The organism is Spirosoma aerophilum (assembly GCF_054782495.1).
The window spans coordinates 1-17,377 of sequence record NZ_BAAGSJ010000063.1 but is presented as its reverse complement, the minus strand read 5'-3'; the positions used below and the strand labels follow the sequence as shown (position 1 = coordinate 17,377).

Annotated in this window: 17 protein-coding genes; 4 read left to right on the top strand and 13 right to left on the bottom strand. The window is 52.4% G+C overall.

The window, feature by feature from the left end; translation table 11 throughout:
* From ACYVK4_RS33760 to ACYVK4_RS33740, 5 genes are all read right to left on the bottom strand, one after another.
* The coding region (locus tag ACYVK4_RS33760) for a hypothetical protein (protein WP_461131971.1) at nucleotides 1-234 on the bottom strand (234 nt) is incomplete at its 3' end.
* A 348-nt stretch (nucleotides 235-582) separates the two neighbouring features.
* Entirely contained in the window at nucleotides 583-972 is a 390-nt protein-coding gene (locus ACYVK4_RS33755) for a hypothetical protein (RefSeq protein ID WP_298607551.1), read from the bottom strand.
* Between the two features lie 261 nt (nucleotides 973-1,233).
* A complete protein-coding gene (locus ACYVK4_RS33750) occupies nucleotides 1,234-1,566 on the bottom strand; it encodes a hypothetical protein (RefSeq protein ID WP_207367582.1) in 333 nt (110 codons plus the stop codon).
* Nucleotides 1,567-1,775: 209 nt separating this feature from the next.
* On the bottom strand, nucleotides 1,776-3,968 hold the full coding sequence (locus tag ACYVK4_RS33745; RefSeq protein ID WP_207367581.1) for a TonB-dependent receptor family protein: 2,193 nt from the start codon (nucleotides 3,966-3,968) through the stop codon (nucleotides 1,776-1,778).
* A 326-nt stretch (nucleotides 3,969-4,294) separates the two neighbouring features.
* On the bottom strand, nucleotides 4,295-4,513 hold the full coding sequence (locus tag ACYVK4_RS33740) for a hypothetical protein (protein WP_461131970.1): 219 nt from the start codon (nucleotides 4,511-4,513) through the stop codon (nucleotides 4,295-4,297).
* 86 nt (nucleotides 4,514-4,599) lie between these two features.
* Here ACYVK4_RS33740 and ACYVK4_RS33735 point away from each other — a divergent pair, with 86 nt between their 5' ends.
* Complete coding sequence (locus tag ACYVK4_RS33735) at nucleotides 4,600-5,100, top strand: helix-turn-helix domain-containing protein (protein ID WP_207367580.1); 501 nt, start codon at nucleotides 4,600-4,602, stop codon at nucleotides 5,098-5,100.
* Here the strand turns inward: ACYVK4_RS33735 and ACYVK4_RS33730 are convergent.
* From ACYVK4_RS33730 to ACYVK4_RS33720, 3 genes are all read right to left on the bottom strand, one after another.
* Nucleotides 5,086-5,430 carry a type II toxin-antitoxin system RelE/ParE family toxin gene (locus ACYVK4_RS33730; protein ID WP_207367579.1) on the bottom strand — a complete coding sequence of 115 codons (345 nt, stop codon included), beginning with the start codon at nucleotides 5,428-5,430 and terminating at the stop codon, nucleotides 5,086-5,088. The two genes, ACYVK4_RS33735 and ACYVK4_RS33730, sit on opposite strands and share 15 nt — an antisense overlap.
* Nucleotides 5,420-5,638: a hypothetical protein gene (locus ACYVK4_RS33725; protein WP_207367578.1), complete on the bottom strand. Its 219-nt coding sequence runs from the start codon at nucleotides 5,636-5,638 to the stop codon at nucleotides 5,420-5,422. The genes ACYVK4_RS33730 and ACYVK4_RS33725 overlap by 11 nt, the downstream gene beginning before the upstream one ends.
* An 83-nt stretch (nucleotides 5,639-5,721) precedes the next feature.
* Entirely contained in the window at nucleotides 5,722-6,648 is a 927-nt protein-coding gene (locus ACYVK4_RS33720) for a replication initiation protein (RefSeq protein WP_207367577.1), read from the bottom strand.
* A 753-nt stretch (nucleotides 6,649-7,401) separates the two neighbouring features.
* Here ACYVK4_RS33720 and ACYVK4_RS33715 point away from each other — a divergent pair.
* Genes ACYVK4_RS33715 through ACYVK4_RS33705 form a run of 3 tightly spaced genes read left to right on the top strand, consistent with a single transcriptional unit; the run spans nucleotide 7,402 to nucleotide 9,196 of the window.
* Nucleotides 7,402-7,683, top strand: coding sequence for a plasmid mobilization protein (locus ACYVK4_RS33715; protein ID WP_207367590.1), 282 nt, complete (start codon nucleotides 7,402-7,404; stop codon nucleotides 7,681-7,683).
* The gene (locus ACYVK4_RS33710; protein WP_207367589.1) at nucleotides 7,680-8,627 is read left to right on the top strand and encodes a relaxase/mobilization nuclease domain-containing protein; all 948 of its coding nucleotides are present in this window, start codon (nucleotides 7,680-7,682) and stop codon (nucleotides 8,625-8,627) included. Before ACYVK4_RS33715 ends, ACYVK4_RS33710 begins: the two co-directional genes overlap by 4 nt.
* Complete coding sequence (locus ACYVK4_RS33705) at nucleotides 8,624-9,196, top strand: hypothetical protein (protein ID WP_207367588.1); 573 nt, start codon at nucleotides 8,624-8,626, stop codon at nucleotides 9,194-9,196. The genes ACYVK4_RS33710 and ACYVK4_RS33705 overlap by 4 nt, the downstream gene beginning before the upstream one ends.
* 468 nt (nucleotides 9,197-9,664) lie before the next feature.
* On the opposite strand, the gene ACYVK4_RS33700 is transcribed toward ACYVK4_RS33705, so the two are convergent.
* The 5 genes from ACYVK4_RS33700 to ACYVK4_RS33680 all read right to left on the bottom strand — a co-directional run.
* Nucleotides 9,665-10,381, bottom strand: coding sequence for a VIT1/CCC1 transporter family protein (locus ACYVK4_RS33700; RefSeq protein WP_207367587.1), 717 nt, complete (start codon nucleotides 10,379-10,381; stop codon nucleotides 9,665-9,667).
* A gap of 1 nt (nucleotide 10,382) precedes the next feature.
* On the bottom strand, nucleotides 10,383-11,639 hold the full coding sequence (locus ACYVK4_RS33695) for an efflux RND transporter periplasmic adaptor subunit (RefSeq protein ID WP_229374959.1): 1,257 nt from the start codon (nucleotides 11,637-11,639) through the stop codon (nucleotides 10,383-10,385).
* A gap of 2 nt (nucleotides 11,640-11,641) precedes the next feature.
* Nucleotides 11,642-16,054, bottom strand: coding sequence for a CusA/CzcA family heavy metal efflux RND transporter (locus tag ACYVK4_RS33690; protein WP_461131969.1), 4,413 nt, complete (start codon nucleotides 16,052-16,054; stop codon nucleotides 11,642-11,644).
* 349 nt (nucleotides 16,055-16,403) lie between these two features.
* Nucleotides 16,404-16,871, bottom strand: coding sequence for a hypothetical protein (locus ACYVK4_RS33685; RefSeq protein ID WP_207367585.1), 468 nt, complete (start codon nucleotides 16,869-16,871; stop codon nucleotides 16,404-16,406).
* A gap of 93 nt (nucleotides 16,872-16,964) precedes the next feature.
* The coding region (locus ACYVK4_RS33680; RefSeq protein ID WP_461131968.1) for a cupin domain-containing protein at nucleotides 16,965-17,377 on the bottom strand (413 nt) is incomplete at its 5' end.

Here is a 17,377-nt window from a genome sequence, read left to right as displayed (position 1 = left end):
TAGATGCGGAGCAGTGTACAGCACTTTCCGGAAATTCTTGTTTTCCAGTGCATCTTTCTGGATGTCGGTTTTGAATCCTTTCACGTTCGTTTTGTTTTTTTGTGTCTTCGTACTCGCAGTTTTCGTCGTTGACTGGCTTTGAACCCGAGGGCTAACTAGCATCAGCAAGGCAAAAGCGGCAACCAGTGCGGTCAGCCCACGGACCGCTTTCAACGGTTTGTTTGATTCATTCATGTTCGCTTTGTGTTTAAGGTGAACTGTTTATAAAAAGGTACTTGGTACTCACATCAGGGGGCTACGGGGCAGCCGGGGCAACAGATTGCTCACTACGCAACTCGCGGTGCATCGCGGTGCATAATGAGACTACCCAGACGGTTGGCTGGACATCAGTCGAACGACGGTTTGGTGAACCGGACGGGCCCGTCAGAGAGACCGGTCCAGCGAATGAATGGCTGTGACGCGGTAGAACCGACAGTCACGACTATCATTCGTTCAGCAAATCAATAAGTGGGTGGAAAACGGGGCTATGCCGCACAAGCAGTGCTAATGGCATAGACAGACTCCGGCCAGGGGCGGCCGGAGTTACTTTCGGGGGGGATTAATGAGGGCAAAAACCGCCAGAAACAAGTACAGGTCGGCCGTGCGAAAGAAATTCGCGCTTCTGAGTACCAGGACCTGAACTAACGAAGGAGTAGCCACCAGACGAACGACGCCGGGGGTGAAAACCGGCATCGAGTGGCCGCTCGACGGCAGGTTGTGGTGGCTGTGATTGGGGTGTTTCTGGTGCTCAGAATCAGCCCCGTAATGCATGTTGATAAAATCAGTAAAACCCAGGTCGGTGTTATCCCGCCGATGCTGCTGGTAGTGCTGTATCAGATCCCCCAGGTGGGCAGACTGGTCAATGCTAAAGCCGGGAAACAAACTGCCTCCCAGTATCCAGCACGACAACACGATGGCAACAACCGATTTCATAATTCTCTACGATGTTACAAGACTAACGTTCCCAATGAACGAAAGTTTCCGGGATACCACCATTTGCCTCAATTTAGAAATAATCTAATACCAGATACATATTAACTCAAATAAGTAATTGATAATCAGTAACTGATTTATTAGTGGATTGTTGATTTTACGGGTTGTCTTTGTCATAAGCCCGTGAGAACCTATTGATGAATGATTCCTCAGTCAGTACTAACATCAGCGACGGGCGTTCGACGTTGTAGTCGCTCATTTTCACCGGAAAGCCCCCGTGACGAGTAGCTGACCAGCTTTGTCGGCCCGAGCCGCATCGAACATAATGAGCTTCATTACCCCATGAAACGTCAGATTGTCCCGGAAGCTGAGTTTATCGCGCATCTGCCCGTCCCCGGTGCTGCTAAAGTGACGCGGGGGTATTTGATGAAGTACCAGAATCTCGACAGTGTACGAATCGCGGTTGGCGTCCCGGCTGTCGAACGAGGCTGTTTTTGCAGCCACGGCTACCGCTTCGATGCGGTCGGTGGCGTCGTTATATACCGCTCTGTACTCGTGGCTTACCCCGTCCCTCGTATGCAGCGGGTGACGCATGTAAAGTAAACACATCTCCGCATAGTACAACGTCCGACTACGCGGCAAGCACAGTCAGGCGTTGTGTTATTCAAAGGGGTGTTTTATAATACACGTTATGTTAAGAAACTATTCTCATAAATAAGACACAATGGCAGACTACCCCCAAACCCCGAAAAATGCAACGAGGGTCAAGAATATATTGTTAACTGAATAGGTGATTTTTGAGGTTAAAGCCGTAGCCCGACCGACAGAGCTAAACTACGACCATCAGAGGGCCATACACCCGGCCCCGGATAAAAAGTTGGTCTTTTCGTAAAGTATTGCGTGTTCAGCAAGTTGTTGATGCTACCCTGGAGAGTCAACTGACGACCAATACGCCAAGTGCCGTTTATATCCCACAGGCTGTAAGCTGGTACTGGTCCTATAGCACCGTTTGCCGAGGGCATAGCTGTATTCAGCGCATCAGAGAATGTTTCACTTACATAGCTGTATTGCAGGGTTAGACTGGCTGTTCGGTAGCGGGCTGTTACCCCGTTGCGAGAAGTCCAGCGCGGTGCCGATTCGACTTGATTACCCGTTACGGTTTGGTTGTCCGTACCGGTTGAAACACGCCCGTTAATATACCGTGCGTTGTTGAAGGCTGTTGAACTAAACCCGCTTAACAAGAGCGTCTCAGTTCGTAATAGCTGGGCTTCAATCAGCGATTCGACACCCGTGCTACGACTATCACCAATATTAGTACGGAAGATGTAATTAGACCCGTCAGGATTACTAAGTAGCAAGGCCCCTAACCGATTGCGGTAGAGTAAATCAAAAACCGTGATATTTAAATGTAAACCCCGCCAATGGCCATCTAAACCAATTTCGGCGTTATATCCGTAGGCATCTTTCAGATTTTTGTCAATTCGTTCATAAACCGAGGTTGGAATGATGTCCTTAAACACGACAGGCCGGTAGGCTTGCGACCAGCCCCCATATACCTTGATGGTTTCGTTGACCCGGTACTGAGCATTCAGGCCCAACAGGGCAAAGTGATGAGAAATATCAGTGGGTAAATTAAGCGGGTCATAATACGAAATGGTGCCACGCATTTGGGTTTTGCCCTGTTCAATACGGATACCAGGCGACAGGGTTAGACGGTTGGTCAAGTAGAATTGGCTTTCGGCAAACGCAGCCAAATTTTTAGTCCGAAAATGTAGATCGCGTTTAAACGGACTCACTAAGCTCAGATCGAAGTCGCTGGCAGTGGTGCCAACGCCTAACTGTTGGCGATGCAGATCGGTACTCATGAGTTGCACCCCAGCGGCCAATGTAGCCCCCACTCCCCCAAGATGATAGCGATGAAGTAAGCGGGCTTCGGTGGTATAACTGTTAAAGTGATCGACATCCACTTGCCGGGGTCTATACTGTCTCGTTAGCCGGTTAATCGTATCCGGCACGGTGGCAAATGCATCTAATTGAACACTGTTACGAGCACCCAATACGGCTGAAGTAGTCCATAGCAGGCGCGTCCGGTCGGCAAGTTGCCAGTCCAATTTAACAGATGGAACATAGATGTCAGGATTAAAATAGTTGCGGCTACGGGTTGACTGTCGCGGGTTTTGAGCAAACATTGCATCTGTTAAAGGGCCGGGAATCTGGTAGATATATGTAGAGCGACCCAGTTCGGCGGTTAGGCCTAATCGCCGACTTGCTTGGTAGTGCAGGGTACCGAATTGGGCTTCCGCATTAGAGCGGCTATTCTGTCGATACCCTTCCGAATGACGGCGGTAGTAGTAGGCATAATAGGTCCACTTTCCCACTCGACCGCCGATAGCATTGTAATTGCTCAACAGTCCATAAGAACCGATAGAATTGACGGTTTCAAATTTAAATTGGCGTGTGGTGTCGGCTCCTTTCGTGATGTAGTTGAGCATACCCCCGAACTGTGCACCGTATTGAAGCGATGCCGTGCCGCGTACCAGTTCGACCCGTTCAATGCTTTCCATTGGGGGTGAATAGTGACTGGCAGGATAGCCGTACATATCTGAGTTTGTAATGACTCCATTTTGACGGATGTTATTTTCCCAGGACCGGTGAGGGTCCAGCCCGCGCGTGGCGATGTTAATCTGATTGCCCGTGCCATCCATGTCATAAACGAAAACGCCGGGAATCCGGGCGAATATTTGTCGGGGTGTCTTTTCGGCTACGTTGGCATCAATATCCGATAGGTGAATCACTTCACTTCGTTTGCCGCCCATCAGGTACGTACCGTGTACATCAGGTAATGATTCAACAACGGTTGACCGTACGCCCTTCACCGTTACTGAATTGAGTGTACGAGTTCTCAACGTATCTGCCTGATTTTGGGCTTCCGCCGAAACGGTCAGACAGACCGATAAAATTGTAGGAGTGTATAACAGATGATAAAAACGATTCATTAAACTACAGTATTTAAAGACCCTATTACAAAAACGGGATCAGTTTAGTACAAATATAACTTACGCTTTTCTTCGACTACAAAGCATTACAAGAGGGGGGGGTGTTGTTGCCAATCAATGCTTTACAATTCTATCGCTTCGGCGCTCCGGTTGAAATTTGTCTGCGTCCCGTTAGGGAACCGCACGGTGGCTCACTTTGGTATTTGCAACCAATTAAAAAATTTGTTAACCAGGCAACAGATGTAGCAGCCGAGCGGCTGCCTGCTCTCCGTCGGTTTCATTCAGAGTATAGAACTCAATGGAACTTCCTACCAGGCGGATGCCACTCACCGGCCCGTACTATCGCGGTAGATTACCGCGTAGCCGGACAGACCGCCAATTTTGGCCCGAATGTCACTCAGCACGTCTTCTATATCATTGGTCACCGCACCGGCAGACCAGCTATTACTGCCCTGATCCAGGTCAATAATAGCAATGATACTGCCCTCGACGGTGTAGGTATAATCCACCCGGATTCGTTCATTGTGTCGGTTACGTTGTTTCATTATTGGTAATCGTGACTAATCAGAAAATAGCCTTCTATATGCTGGAAACCACTATATTTAAGCCGTGACTACTCATTCCGGCTAAAATGACTAATCAGGAGTATTTGACTATCAAGGAAGCGGCTCAGCTTTATGGCCGCTCTGAACAAACCATTCGGCGATTAGTCAAACAGCATGTTTTGACTAGTCACGTTCGTTCTGAAGATAGTCCGAAAGGAAAAGCGTATCAAGTCAGTTCGACATTGCTTCAGCAGGAGTATGAAGTCCCTACGGTAGCCACATTACCCGCTCTGGTAGTGTCTGATTCACTACAGCAGGAGAACCAACAACTACGGAAAGATGTCGCCGAGCGTGACCGGACGATTCAGCAATTGCAAAATAGACTCTTCGAGCAAGGCGACATTATGAACGCGATGGCTAATCAGATGACTAATCAACTGACTAGTCAGAAGATGGGTCACATCGAAGAATTATTGATTCAGCAAAACGCCCAAATAGGCGATTTACAACAACGTTTGCCCGCGCCTGGAACCGATGAAGCAGTTCCTGACCGGCGCAGCTTATGGAGACGGTTATTCGGTCGCTGATTCGTCCTCGATCAAGTCTAAGTAGGTGTTTAGTTCGCCCGGCTCTAAATCTTCTTTCTCAGATTTGTCATAAACGGCCAGCAAGTACACTGCTTCCTGAGTGACCTTGACGAAGGTAATTACCCGCGCCCCACCGGATTTGCCTTGCTTCTTACTGGCAATAGCTATGCGTACTTTGTAGCAACCTTTGCCCAGAGCCGCCCCCTGAGTCGGTTCTTCCCGTAGAGAGTCAAACAACACCCGCAGATCATTCTTTAGCGACGGATATTTTTTAGCCAGTCGTTTCACCTGACGGTCAAAGGTTGGCAACCGTTTAAGGTCATAACTCATCGAGTAATTCGTAAGCGTCACGGGCCTGCGTTTTGCCAGCCAGTACGTCGTTTAATTCTTCGACCGCTTCCCCCAGTTCGGTCAGAAACAGGGCTTTTTCATTAGATATGCCTACCGGTAGCGGCTTAGTTTTCACAAACGACAGGCTCCGTAGCAACTCCATCATGAAGCCCACTTTGCTGTCAGGGATGTCTAAAACGATTTTCATACAAACAAGATACTAAGTTCTGTCCTTTTTAGCGTGTTTTTAGGCTCTGTACGCCCCTATCTACCGATTCGCAGCCATTCCCCTTATTTTTCCTTTCCCTTCGTTTCTAAGCCAAATACTTTGGCTGTATAGCTGCCCACGTTCTTCACCTTGCCATCGGCTGCTTTCATTTGAATATCGTAGAGTTGGCGGGTAACAACCTCAATTGAGTGAGTGGCCAGCACGGTATCCGCCTGATCGGGCCGAAGCCGGAATTGCTTAACCAACCGCTCGTGCAGGTTTGACATTTGAGCCGGTTCGGGTTTAGCCTGATAGAATACCTCAAACTCGACTTCGACGACTGGTTTACGGCCACGCCCAGGGCGATTACCGTAGACAGGTTTGTATGTAAACGACAAGTCAGTATGGCCGTTAATTTCTTTCGCTGCTACTTCCAATATTCGTGTTTCAAACTTGGTCCATGTTGGGTAACTATCCTCTCCAGTTTTTGGGTCAATGACACCCAGCATTGTTTTTAGCTCAACCAAATTACGGGTGAAGGTTTTATCCTTCATGTTTTTGTACATGCAAAGAAGTTCATAAATCCGCTTAGCGTAGGCCGAATTAAGCGAGATCGCGGCCACCAATTGAATTTTGGTGAAGCGTTGACTTAGATCAACATAAAAAGGTCGTACTTTCTGTGATAGCTCAAGCTCAATTATACCAGTGCCTTTTTTGTACTCGGCTGATGCAAAGAAGCTTGCTTGTAAAAGGTTGCCATTAGGTAGAGTAGTCTGAAAGACACGCCCTACAAGCTTTTCTGTGGCCTTTTTATAAGTCTCAAACTTTAGCTCATCGGAGCCGGTTAGGTTCGCCATTTGCTTTACCGATACTTGATACATCTTCATCGGGGGGTCTTCTTTTCGCACTTGAGCGACGACCATATACAGAATGTTCTTTTCTGCTTCGGTCATTTCGTATCGAGCAACGGTTAATACGTTGTCCTGCCAAATTTCTACAGGCTTAGGCATCTCAGACTGATTTATAGGCAAATATAAAAAAGACTCTTAATAAAAGCTCAAAGTATTTTAAATGTGTCTTTTCTGCCGACCAAACGCGTCTTTATTAAGCAGGTTTCACCGACCAAACGCGTCTTTATTAAGCAGGTTTCACCGACCAAACGCGTCTTTATTACCGACCAAACGCGTCTTTATAAAAGTTATCCACAGCGCAACTATTTAGTAATCAGGTAGTTATTTGCTAAAATTTCGCCTTACAAGTGTTAAACAAGAGATATTGATAATACACAAGAGCTTGTTGTGAAAAAAAGTGGCTTGAAAAATGGCATTTAGGGAAACTGACGCGACTGAAAAACTAACTATCGGGAGTCTGCCAATGAGTCGATCAAAAATCAAATTGGAAAGGGAAGAAAAAGGCAAAAAACTAAAGGGGGCAGATGGGCCGCAACTATAAATTTAGTTAAACCTCGATTTCTTACTAACCCCATCGACCTGATACCCTATTCCTTGACTGTTGCAGCAGTGGCCAGCTTTCTCCCGTTACTACTCCCTAACTAATCCAACATTTACAACACAGGGGAAAAAGAAAACCCCACTTGCAGAATAAACCATCCGGTGCGATATTTGGTCGCGGTTGTGAAGCAAGCCATGACTTTGTAGCTACAAACTACGCCTACGGCTTGTTTTGCGCTACAAAGTCAACCGACCCTTACGCAAGCTTAGGGTCGGTTTGTCTTGCAAGCGTTCCTCTTGATCCCCTTTCCAATGAGTGAAAATAAGGTTATAACCATGCGTTTTCGGGTAAGCGTCGAGGAGCAAAAACAGATTGAAGCGAAGGCCAAATCAGCCGGACTAACCGTCAGCGAGTACGTCCGACGGGTGGCCACTGGCCAGGCCGTGGCCGAGCGTCTACCCGCCGAGCTGCGGCAAGTCATTACGGGCGTGGCCAACAACCTGAACCAGCTTACCCGCTACGCCCATCTGCGGCAGTTCGATGATCGGGCGATCAATGAGATTTTGTCAGTTCTTAAAACAGCCCTGCGATGATTGCCAAGACCAGTATTGGTAGAAGTTTCGGTTCGGCCTTAGAGTACGGGGCCGGGTTGAAGGAAGGGAAAGAAAACAAACCGTCGCAGTTGCTAGGCGCATCGAACTTGGGGGCGCGTGATCCGCAAGGAATGGCTGCTGAGATGATGGCCGTAGCCGACAGCAGTCGGTGCCAAAGTCCGGTCTGGCATACCTCGCTGAATTGGCCTAAGGGGGAAGCCGTGCAGAAAGAGCAGCTACTACGGGCTGCGTCGGAGTATTGCCGGCAGATCGGAGCCGACCCAACCCGCCACCAAGTGGTCATCTACCAGCACCACGACCGGCCCCACACTCACATTCACATTTACATCAACCGCGTGCCGATGGACGGAGGCCCCGCGCTGGATACGAGCCACAACTACGCCCGCAACGTGAAGGTCTGCCAGGCTATCACCGAGCAGTTAGGCATGAGCAAGCTACCGGAGCAACGCCAGAGCCTAAACGATCATGATTCCCACAAACAAAGTATTCGCGAGTATGTGCAGGAGACATTACAGACAACTCTTACAAACCCTCAAATCACGACGGTCGAGCAATTGGGTGAGCAACTACGGCTGAAGGGCGTAGAGAGCCAGTTTAAGCACGATAGCAAAGGGGTATTGGTGGGGTGCAGTTTTCGTTACGACCAAACGGCGGTAAAAGGGACCGAAGTAGGCCACAAGGCTAAGCAGATCGGCCAGCAGTTGAGTATAAACCAACAGGAGCAGAGCCAGAGCCAAACGGCTTGGGACGCTTTATTCAAGAGTTATACAGCCGCCACCGAGAAAGACCGCTGGAATGAGCTTACAACGAGCTACCAGCAGACGAAAAGCGAGGAGATGAAGCAGAGTATTGCCAAGCAGGAGAAAAGCCCGGAAATCGAAGAAAAACAACAAAGAAAACCCAAACAGGGGTTAGGACTATGAACCCACAGGATTTATTCAACGACATCAAGGCTATCAAAGCCCAATTAGACGAGATAAGCAAACGACCGGCCCCGGCCACCGCCGAGCAGTTAGAGCAAATCAACAGTCGGCCTATCACGCTCAACCCCAAGGAGTTTGCTCAATACGTACTGCCCGATCTAAAGGAGGGGCTACCCAATACAGTGGCCATTGAAAAAGCGGCTGATGAAGCGGCTAATCGGATTATGCAGACCGCCGACAAAGCGGCCAAAACCATTAATCAGGCCGCACAGGATGTCCCCCGTCAGGTGCGGGTTACGGGTGATATTTACGGCTTCACTACATTCTATGCGGCTTTAGCGTATGGATTGGTATTGTTGTTAGTGGTCTTTGGAGCCTGGTTACTGTGTGACCACTACCGGGAACAGGCCCAAGAAACGGTTATATATAAACAAGCTCAGGAGGTAATTCGGGAACGCGATTACTACTACAACCAAATTCAAGATTATAAGCGCAACAACGCCAAGTATGCCCGGCTGTTCCCTGCCTACGACGACAAAGGGTTCTGGGACCAGTACAATAAACCATGATTAGGGGGTGGCCAACATTCGTACGAAATGTTCCATGAAGAACATATCATACTGATTAGTGCGTGGATAATCAGCTAATTGTAGATAAATCTTGCATACAGTAAAGGAAACGAACGGTTTCTTTACCTACTAGTCATGACTCCGTAAATTGAATGCTTCTGAGCCTATTTTTTGGGCAACAAACTCAAAAACAAATCAACGTAAGCTTTCTGTCAGCCCCAATGGAGTTATTTTACCGACAGAATTGACTTGGTGGAACATTTCGTACGAATGTTGGCCATTCCCCAATACTATTCAATCTGCCCTACTATAGTAGATCTTCCGAATCGTACGGCATAGGCCGCCCTGTACGATTCGCCACGGCTCGCGTATTCGGTCTCAAAAAATGTACGTGGCTGTTGCACAACTCCGGGTCATATTGCCGAATCGTACATAAATCCTCATGCGGTTCGGCAATATGACCCCATCTTATCCAAACAGCCGGGCTACGCCGAAGGCTGCTGCTGCGGCTGCCGCACCAATCAGCATCACCTTGAACGCTCCGCTGACGGGCGGCTGCCCGGTGACCTTAGCTTTGAAATAGCCAAAGATAAATAAACAGATCAGCGTGATGCCGCTGGAATACAGCAGGCCTTCAGCTGGATTAGCGACCAAGAAATACGGCGTCAGTGGCACCAGACCCCCCACTACGTACGCCAGACCAATCGTCAACGCGCTTTTCGTGGCCCGGTTAGGATCGGGCTGGTCGAGGCCCAGTTCGTACTTCATCATGAAATCAACCCACTTCGTCTTGTCCTTGGCCAACTCATCGGCAATGGCCGTTTGCAGCGTGGAACTTAGACCCATGTCGGCAAATACGGCACGGACTTCTTCTTTCTCGCGCTCCGGCACAGTCTCCACTTCGCCCGCTTCACGCCGACGTTCGGAATCGTAGTGGTCGGCTTCGGTGCGGCCCGCTAAGTAACCGCCCAGACCCATCGCGATGGACCCAGCCACGACTTCGGCAATGCCCGCTGTGACCACGAGCGAGGAGGAGGCTACAGCCCCGCTCAAACCCGCTGCCAGCGCGAAGGGCACGGTCAGCCCGTCCGACATGCCAATAACGATGTCGGAAATAAAGTCCGAACTGCGCAGGTGGGTTTCCTGGTGGGTTGTCCGTCGGTAAGCAGTGTTGATGGGTTCCATGTTATTCTTCGCTGTTGTTAAGTTTTGAGAGTAGACTGTACGCGCCGTTGACCACCACCGGCGTTTGTTGCGGGTTGATGTCAGGCGGCAGCGTAACGGCCACATAACCATTTTCGCGAACGCCCGTTTTAGTTTCTACCTGCCTGAACTGATACGTTGCCGGGTTGCCCTGTTTTTTCTCCAGCACATACACGAATGACTTTCCGCCGTAGCTGACCACCGCCGATTCGGGCAGGGCGGGCAACGGCTGGGTTTTCACGTCCACCTGCGCCGACACGTACCCCCCCGGAATGTAATCGTCGGCGTAGGAGCCAACAGGGTGAGCCAGCACCGAAATCGTGCGGTCGGGGGCAATGGACTTACCGATCAGAAAGATGGTGGCCCGGTGTACCGGTGAGGGGTCGCCCCCCATTCCAAACCGCACGATCTGGCCGGTACGAATCCGGCTGATGTCCTTCTCGAAGATGTTCAGGTTGACGTGAATGTCGCTGACGTTGGTGATCTCGACCAGCACGTCGGCAGGGTTCACGAAGCGGCCGTTGTTGACGGGCACATTGGTGATGAACCCCGACACGGGCGAGGGAACCATGATAGTGCGCGTCAACTGCCCGGCCGTGAGTTTTGCCGGATTGATGCGTAGTGCGGCCAGCCGCTGGGCCATGCCCGCCAACTGCGCCTGCAGGCTCTGCCGGGTGGAGCGGGTTTGCTGGAAGATTTTCAGCGCATTCACGTTGTCGCGGCTCAGTTCCTGCTGGCGTGCAAACTCCAGGTCGGCGTATTCCAGTTTGGCTTTGGTGTCTAAATAATCCTGCTGAAACTGGATATAATCGGGGTTTTCCAGCACCACTAATGGCTGGCCTTTGCGAATCCGCATCCCCGGCTCCAGCCGGATTTGCCGAATATAGCCCCCGAACGGCACCGATACCGATATTAAGTTCTGCGCCGGTACGTCGAGCGTTCCGTTCACTTTCAGCGTCGTACTCAGCGTCCGGGCCGTGGGCTGGGCGAGTTTGATGGCCGCCACGTCGTACTGGGACTGCGTCAGTGACACCCGCACGGGGCCAGCCGCTGCGGATTCGTTCGTGCCTGCTGCTGAATCGGCGGCCACCGGTTTGTCGGCCGTGGCCCCATCTGTCTTATCTACATTGGCTTTATTAGCACTCGAACCGCAGCCCGCCAGCAGCCCGCCCAGAAACAGCGTTAGTAGAAAAAGACGGCGACCCGGCGTTATGGGGTAATCCATTGATTTTGTCAGCATGGTTATTGATTACCCAGCAGGTAATTGATGTATAAAACCGATTGATTGTACTGATTGAGCAGGTCCAAATAATTGGACCGGATGGTGAGGGCCTGCCCAAGCGCGAGCGAAAACTCCACGTACCCAATGTCGCCACCGCTGAAAGCCCGCCGGGCATTGGTCAGAATCAGGTCCGCCTGACCCAAGCCATTCGCTTCGTAATACGTCAGGGCACTGCGGTACTGATCGTACTGCCGCAGGGCCTGCTGCACTTGTTGGTCGAGGGCGAAGCGTTGGTTTTGCAGATCAGTCTGCGCAATTTGCTCGCCGATGCGGGCCGCGTTGATGCGCGACTTCTGGGCCTGCCCCAGCAGCGGCAGCGTCACCCCGATTTGCCCGCCCTGGAACCGGTGGCCCGGCCCGAAGTACAGTTCCTGCCCATTGATTAACTGATTGCCCACCAGCGTCTGCGAGAAAAGACCCACCAGAAAGTCAGGTTTGAGCCGTGCCTGCTCTACCAATCGGGTTTGCTCGGCTATCCGAATCTGCTGCTGCAACTGGGTCAACAGCGGGTTACGCGCTAAATCAACACTGTCGGCGGGGAGGGTCAGCGTGAGTTTGGGCAGCGGCTGGGGCGAGGCATCAACGGGCTGGGTGCTGTAGAGCAGCGTTTGCAGGCGGGTTCGGCTGGCCGTCAGGTTCGCCCAATTCTGCGCCAGCCGAACCCGCTGATCGGCCAACTGACTTTCGGCGGTGGCCTTCTCCAGACTACCCGTTTCGCCCGTTTTGAATCGCAGGTTAGCCGCCCGCACGAACTCCTGCAAGACGGTGTCCTGCTGCTGAAACAGGCGGCCTCGCTGGTAGAGGTAGTTCAGGTCATAATACGTCGATCTAACCTGGTACTGCACGTCGTTGCGAGTGACTAAAACCCCCGCTTCCCGTGCGCTCACCGACTGGTCGTTCAAATCGGCCAACCGACGCATCAGGGTGGGGTTCGGGATGGTTTGGGTGATGGTCAGGTTGTTATCGAACCGACGGGTGTTGTATTGCCCCAGCAGGGCTACCACTGAGAGCCGCCCGGATTCGTAGGCCGTCCGGCGCAGGGCCTGCTGCTGACTGACGTTCAGCCCGGCAAGCTGCAATTGCGCGTTGCGGCTGTCCGCCTGCTGCAATGCTTGATCCAGGGTAATGGCCTGCATCGGTGCCACCTGTGCCCGGCTACCGGTCGAGAGCAACAGCAGAATGACGATGGATGCCACGGCAACGGCTGGCTTGGCATCTGACCGTTTGGCCAACTTCGCTTCGCTTTCCAGCGACTTTTTTTCCATCAGCGAGTACAGAATCGGCAGCACGATCAGCGTCAGCAGCGTGGCTGTGAGTAGTCCACCGATCACGACCGTTGCCAGCGGCTTCTGCACTTCGGCCCCGGCCGAGTTGGAAATGGCCATCGGAATAAAACCGAACGACGCCACCAGCGCGGTCATCACCACGGGTCGCAGCCGGATTTCGGCTCCCCGCCGGATAATCTCGACCATATCCGTCAGGCCCTCTTCGTGCCGCAGCCGGTTGAACTCGGCAATCAGCACGATACCGTTGAGCACCGCCACGCCAAACAAGGCGATGAAGCCCACACCCGCCGAAATACTGAACGGCATCCCGCGCAGGAGCAGGGCAAACACGCCCCCGATGGCCGACATGGGAATGGCCATGAAGATGAGCAGGCTTTGCCGGGCGGAACCGAAGGTGAAAAACAACAGCGCGAAAATCAGGGCCAGCGCAATCGGCACGGCAATGGTCAGCCGCTTCTTGGCATCGACCAAGTTCTCGAACGTGCCGCCGTAAGTGATGTAGTAGCCAGGGGGAAACTTGATGCGCTGCCCTACCTTTTGCTGTAGTTCGGCCACGATGCTTTCTACGTCACGACCGCGCACGTTGAAGCCCAGCGTAATCCGGCGGTGGGTGTTGTCGCGCTGAATCTGATTGGGGGCTTCCACGATGCTCACCTGCGCAATCTGCCCGAGGGGAATCTGCTGGGTACGCCCGTTGGGGCCGGGGGGCGTGGTCACGTACACGTTACGCACGTCGTCCACGCTCTGCCGTTTGTCGGCCGCCAGGCGCACCACTAAGTCGTAGCGTTTCTCGCCCTCGAAAACCTGCCCCGCCGATTGCCCGGCAAAGGCCGTGTTGATGACCCGGTTCACGTCCGAGACGTTCAATCCGAATTTGGCGATCTGCGCCCGGTCGAGTTTGATCAGGATCTGCGATAAACCGCCCACCTGCTCGATGTACAGGTCTTTGGCTCCGTCAATGGTGCGCACGATGCCGCCAACGCCTTCGGCCAAGGTCGCCAACTGATCCAGATCATCGCCGTAGATTTTCAGGGCCACGTCCTGGCGGGCACCGGTCATCAGCTCATTGAAACGCATCTGCACGGGCTGCTGAAAGCCGAACGTCACGCCCGGAATGACCGATAGGGCTTTGGCCATTTTCGCGGCTAATGCATCGCGGGTAGTCGCCGAGGTCCACTCGTCGTGGGGTTTGAGAATAACCATCAGATCGGATGCTTCGATGGGCATCGGGTCGGTGGGAATCTCGCCGGAACCAATTTTACCCACCACCTGCTCTACTTCAGGAAACTGCTTGAGCAGAATCTGCTGGGCTTTGGTCGTGGCATCCACGGTTTCAGAGAGCGAACTGCCCGTCAGCGTCCGGGTGTCGACGGCAAAGTCACCCTCGTCCAACTGCGGGATGAACTCACCGCCCATCCGCCCAAACAGAACGACCGCCACGACTAGCAGTGACACGGCACTGATGAGGATGACCAGCCGGTGGGTCAACGCCCCCAGCAGCAGCGGCTCGTAGACCCGGTGTATCCGCTTCATGAGCTTGTCGGAGAACGTTTCTTTGTGAACAATGGTCTTGTTCAGCAGCAGGGCCGAAATCATGGGTACGTAGGTCAGCGAAAGGATAAACGCGCCCAGAATAGCGAATGCCACCGTCAGGGCCATCGGCCGGAACATCTTGCCCTCAATGCCCGACAAGGCCAGAATGGGCAGATACACGATCAGGATGATGATCTCGCCGAAAGCCGCCGACGACCGGATGCGCGACGCCGACTGGAACACCTCTTCGTCCATTTCGCCCTGCGTTAAGGTTTTGTCCCTATTGCGCGAGGTAATGTGGTGCAGCGTGGCTTCCACGATGATGACCGCCCCGTCCACGATCAGCCCGAAGTCGATGGCTCCCAGACTCATCAGGTTGCCCGACACGCCGAAGGTGTTCATCATGGAAATGGCAAACAGCAGGGCCAGCGGAATGACCGAAGCGACTACCAAACCCGCCCGCCAGTTGCCCAGCAGCAGCACCAGCACGAAAATGACAATCAATGCCCCTTCGATGAGGTTGCGCTCGACGGTGCCAATGGCATTGTTGACCATCTTGGTGCGGTCCAGAAACGGCACGATCTGAACGCCTTCGGGCAGGGTTTTCTGAATCTCAGCGATCTTGGATTTTACCCGTTTGATTACCGCCGACGAGTTCTCGCCTTTGATCATCATCACCACCGCCCCCACCGTTTCACCCTGCCCGTTGCGGGTCACGGCCCCGTAGCGCACCGCCGACCCGATGCTCACTTGGGCCACGTCACGGACGCGGACCGGCAAGCCCTGGGCGTTCAGGCGAACGACAATGTCGGCGATGTCCGTAGTGGAGGTAATCAGCCCGTCGGACCGGATAAAGTAGGCGTTGGGTTTCTTGTCGATGTAGGCCCCGCCCGTGTTCTGGTTATTCTGTTGGAGAGCCGCAAAGATGTCCGTAATCGTGATGCCCACGCTGCGGAGCCGGTCCGGTTCAACGGCGATTTCGTACTGTTTGAGCAGCCCGCCGAAGCCGCTCACGTCGGCCACGCCGGGCGTACCCAGCAGCCCCCGCCGGATGGTCCAGTCCTGAATGGTGCGTAGGTCGGTGAGTGAGTACTTCGTCTCAAACCCTTTTTTGGGCACGACCGTGTACTGGAAGATTTCTCCCAAGCCCGTCGTCACGGGGGCCATCGTGGGCGTACCAACACCGGGGGGGATTTGGCCCACCACGTTTTGCAGCCGTTCGGCGATCTGCTGCCGGGCCCAGTACACGTCGGTGGCATCGGTAAACACCACGGTTACGATGGACAGCCCGAAGCGGGAAAACGACCGCACTTCGGTCAGGCCGGGAATGTTGGAAACCCCCACCTCGATGGGAAACGTCACCAGCCGCTCGATGTCCTCAGCCGCCAGCGAGGGGCTTTGGGTAATGATCTGCACCTGATTGTTGGTGATGTCGGGCACGGCATCAATCGGCAACTGCGTCACCGACCAGGTTCCCCAGCCGATCAGGGCAAGGGTGAACAGCCCGATGATGAGCTTGTTGCGGATGGAAAAAAGAATAACTGCGTTTAGCATCAGTTGCAGGGTTATTGGGGTATTTCTTCCTAACGGGCGAATTTATACGGTAAGCAACTATATGTTTAGGTATAACCTGATAATCAGCTTTTTAACTCAACATCTATCAAAAAGGAATACTTCCTTTCAGTAAACTCATTAAACGAGCAGATTTAGTGAAATTTGATTACGCGAACGGCAATATGAAACGTTTGTAAGGGTCGAAAACATGAAATTATTTCATTCTCTATCCGTTTCAGTCAATCGACCGTTAAAGTGAAATTCTGGTTGTAACTGGTTGATATCAAGTTGATTGATACCCTTGTACGAAAGTATTGTACCAGTTATACAAGATACCCGATAGAACCCCTTATTGAGCAGGCTGTTGGACGGATTGTTCATTTCGGAGTTCCCGGTGCATAATGAGTCCCCCCAGACGACCCACGTTGGCCATCAATCCAAAGGTGATGAGGGAAGTGACAAAAATGACCGTCGGCAGAAACTGCCATTGTTTCGCCCGTTTCCAGACCAGTGCCAGCAGCGATAGTCCGCCCGTGAGGTACATGCCGATGTTGGCCCAGTCAGCGGCTTCCTCGTGTTGGCGGAAGATGACCTTGTCGAGCGCATTGATGGACTCTAAGTAATGCTCGGCACTTTCGCCGGTCTGGTTAGTGACAGCCGTGGCAAGGCTCATCAGCACGAACAGACCGAAACTGAGCTGAACAATGGACTGGTTGCGCCGGAACAGGCCGTAGCCGAGGACGAGGGTCGCCAGCAGGCCACCGATAATGGGTAAGTGGTTCACCAGCAGGTGCCAGTGTGCGCCATTGATTGTCATAATATTAAATTGGATTGTGGTGATGCAACCTGATAGCTTCCCACCCTTGCCGGTATTTTTCACCGGCAAGGGTGGGAAGCTATCAGGAGCGACTTATTCGGTCGTTTTTCCGTCAAACTTAACGCCGTTGTCCTCGGCTTCTTTTTTCGTGGCCCGGACGAGACCATCCTTGTGGTTAGGCGGAGAATAGATCGTGTACATCTTTAACTCCGTCTTAGGATCCACATTGATCACATTGTGCTGGGCACCGGCTGGTACGATAATTACGTCCCCGGCTTTCACATTGTATTCCTGCCCATTGATAATGCACTTGCCCCGGCCGCCCTCAAAGCGAAAAAACTGATCGCTGGGATGGTTTTCTGAGCCAATGTCTTCGCCTGCTTTCAGGCTCATCAGCACAAGCTGTAGATGCGGAGCAGTGTACAGCACTTTCCGGAAATTCTTGTTTTCCAGTGCATCTTTCTGGATGTCGGTTTTGAATCCTTTCACGTTCGTTTTGTTTTTTT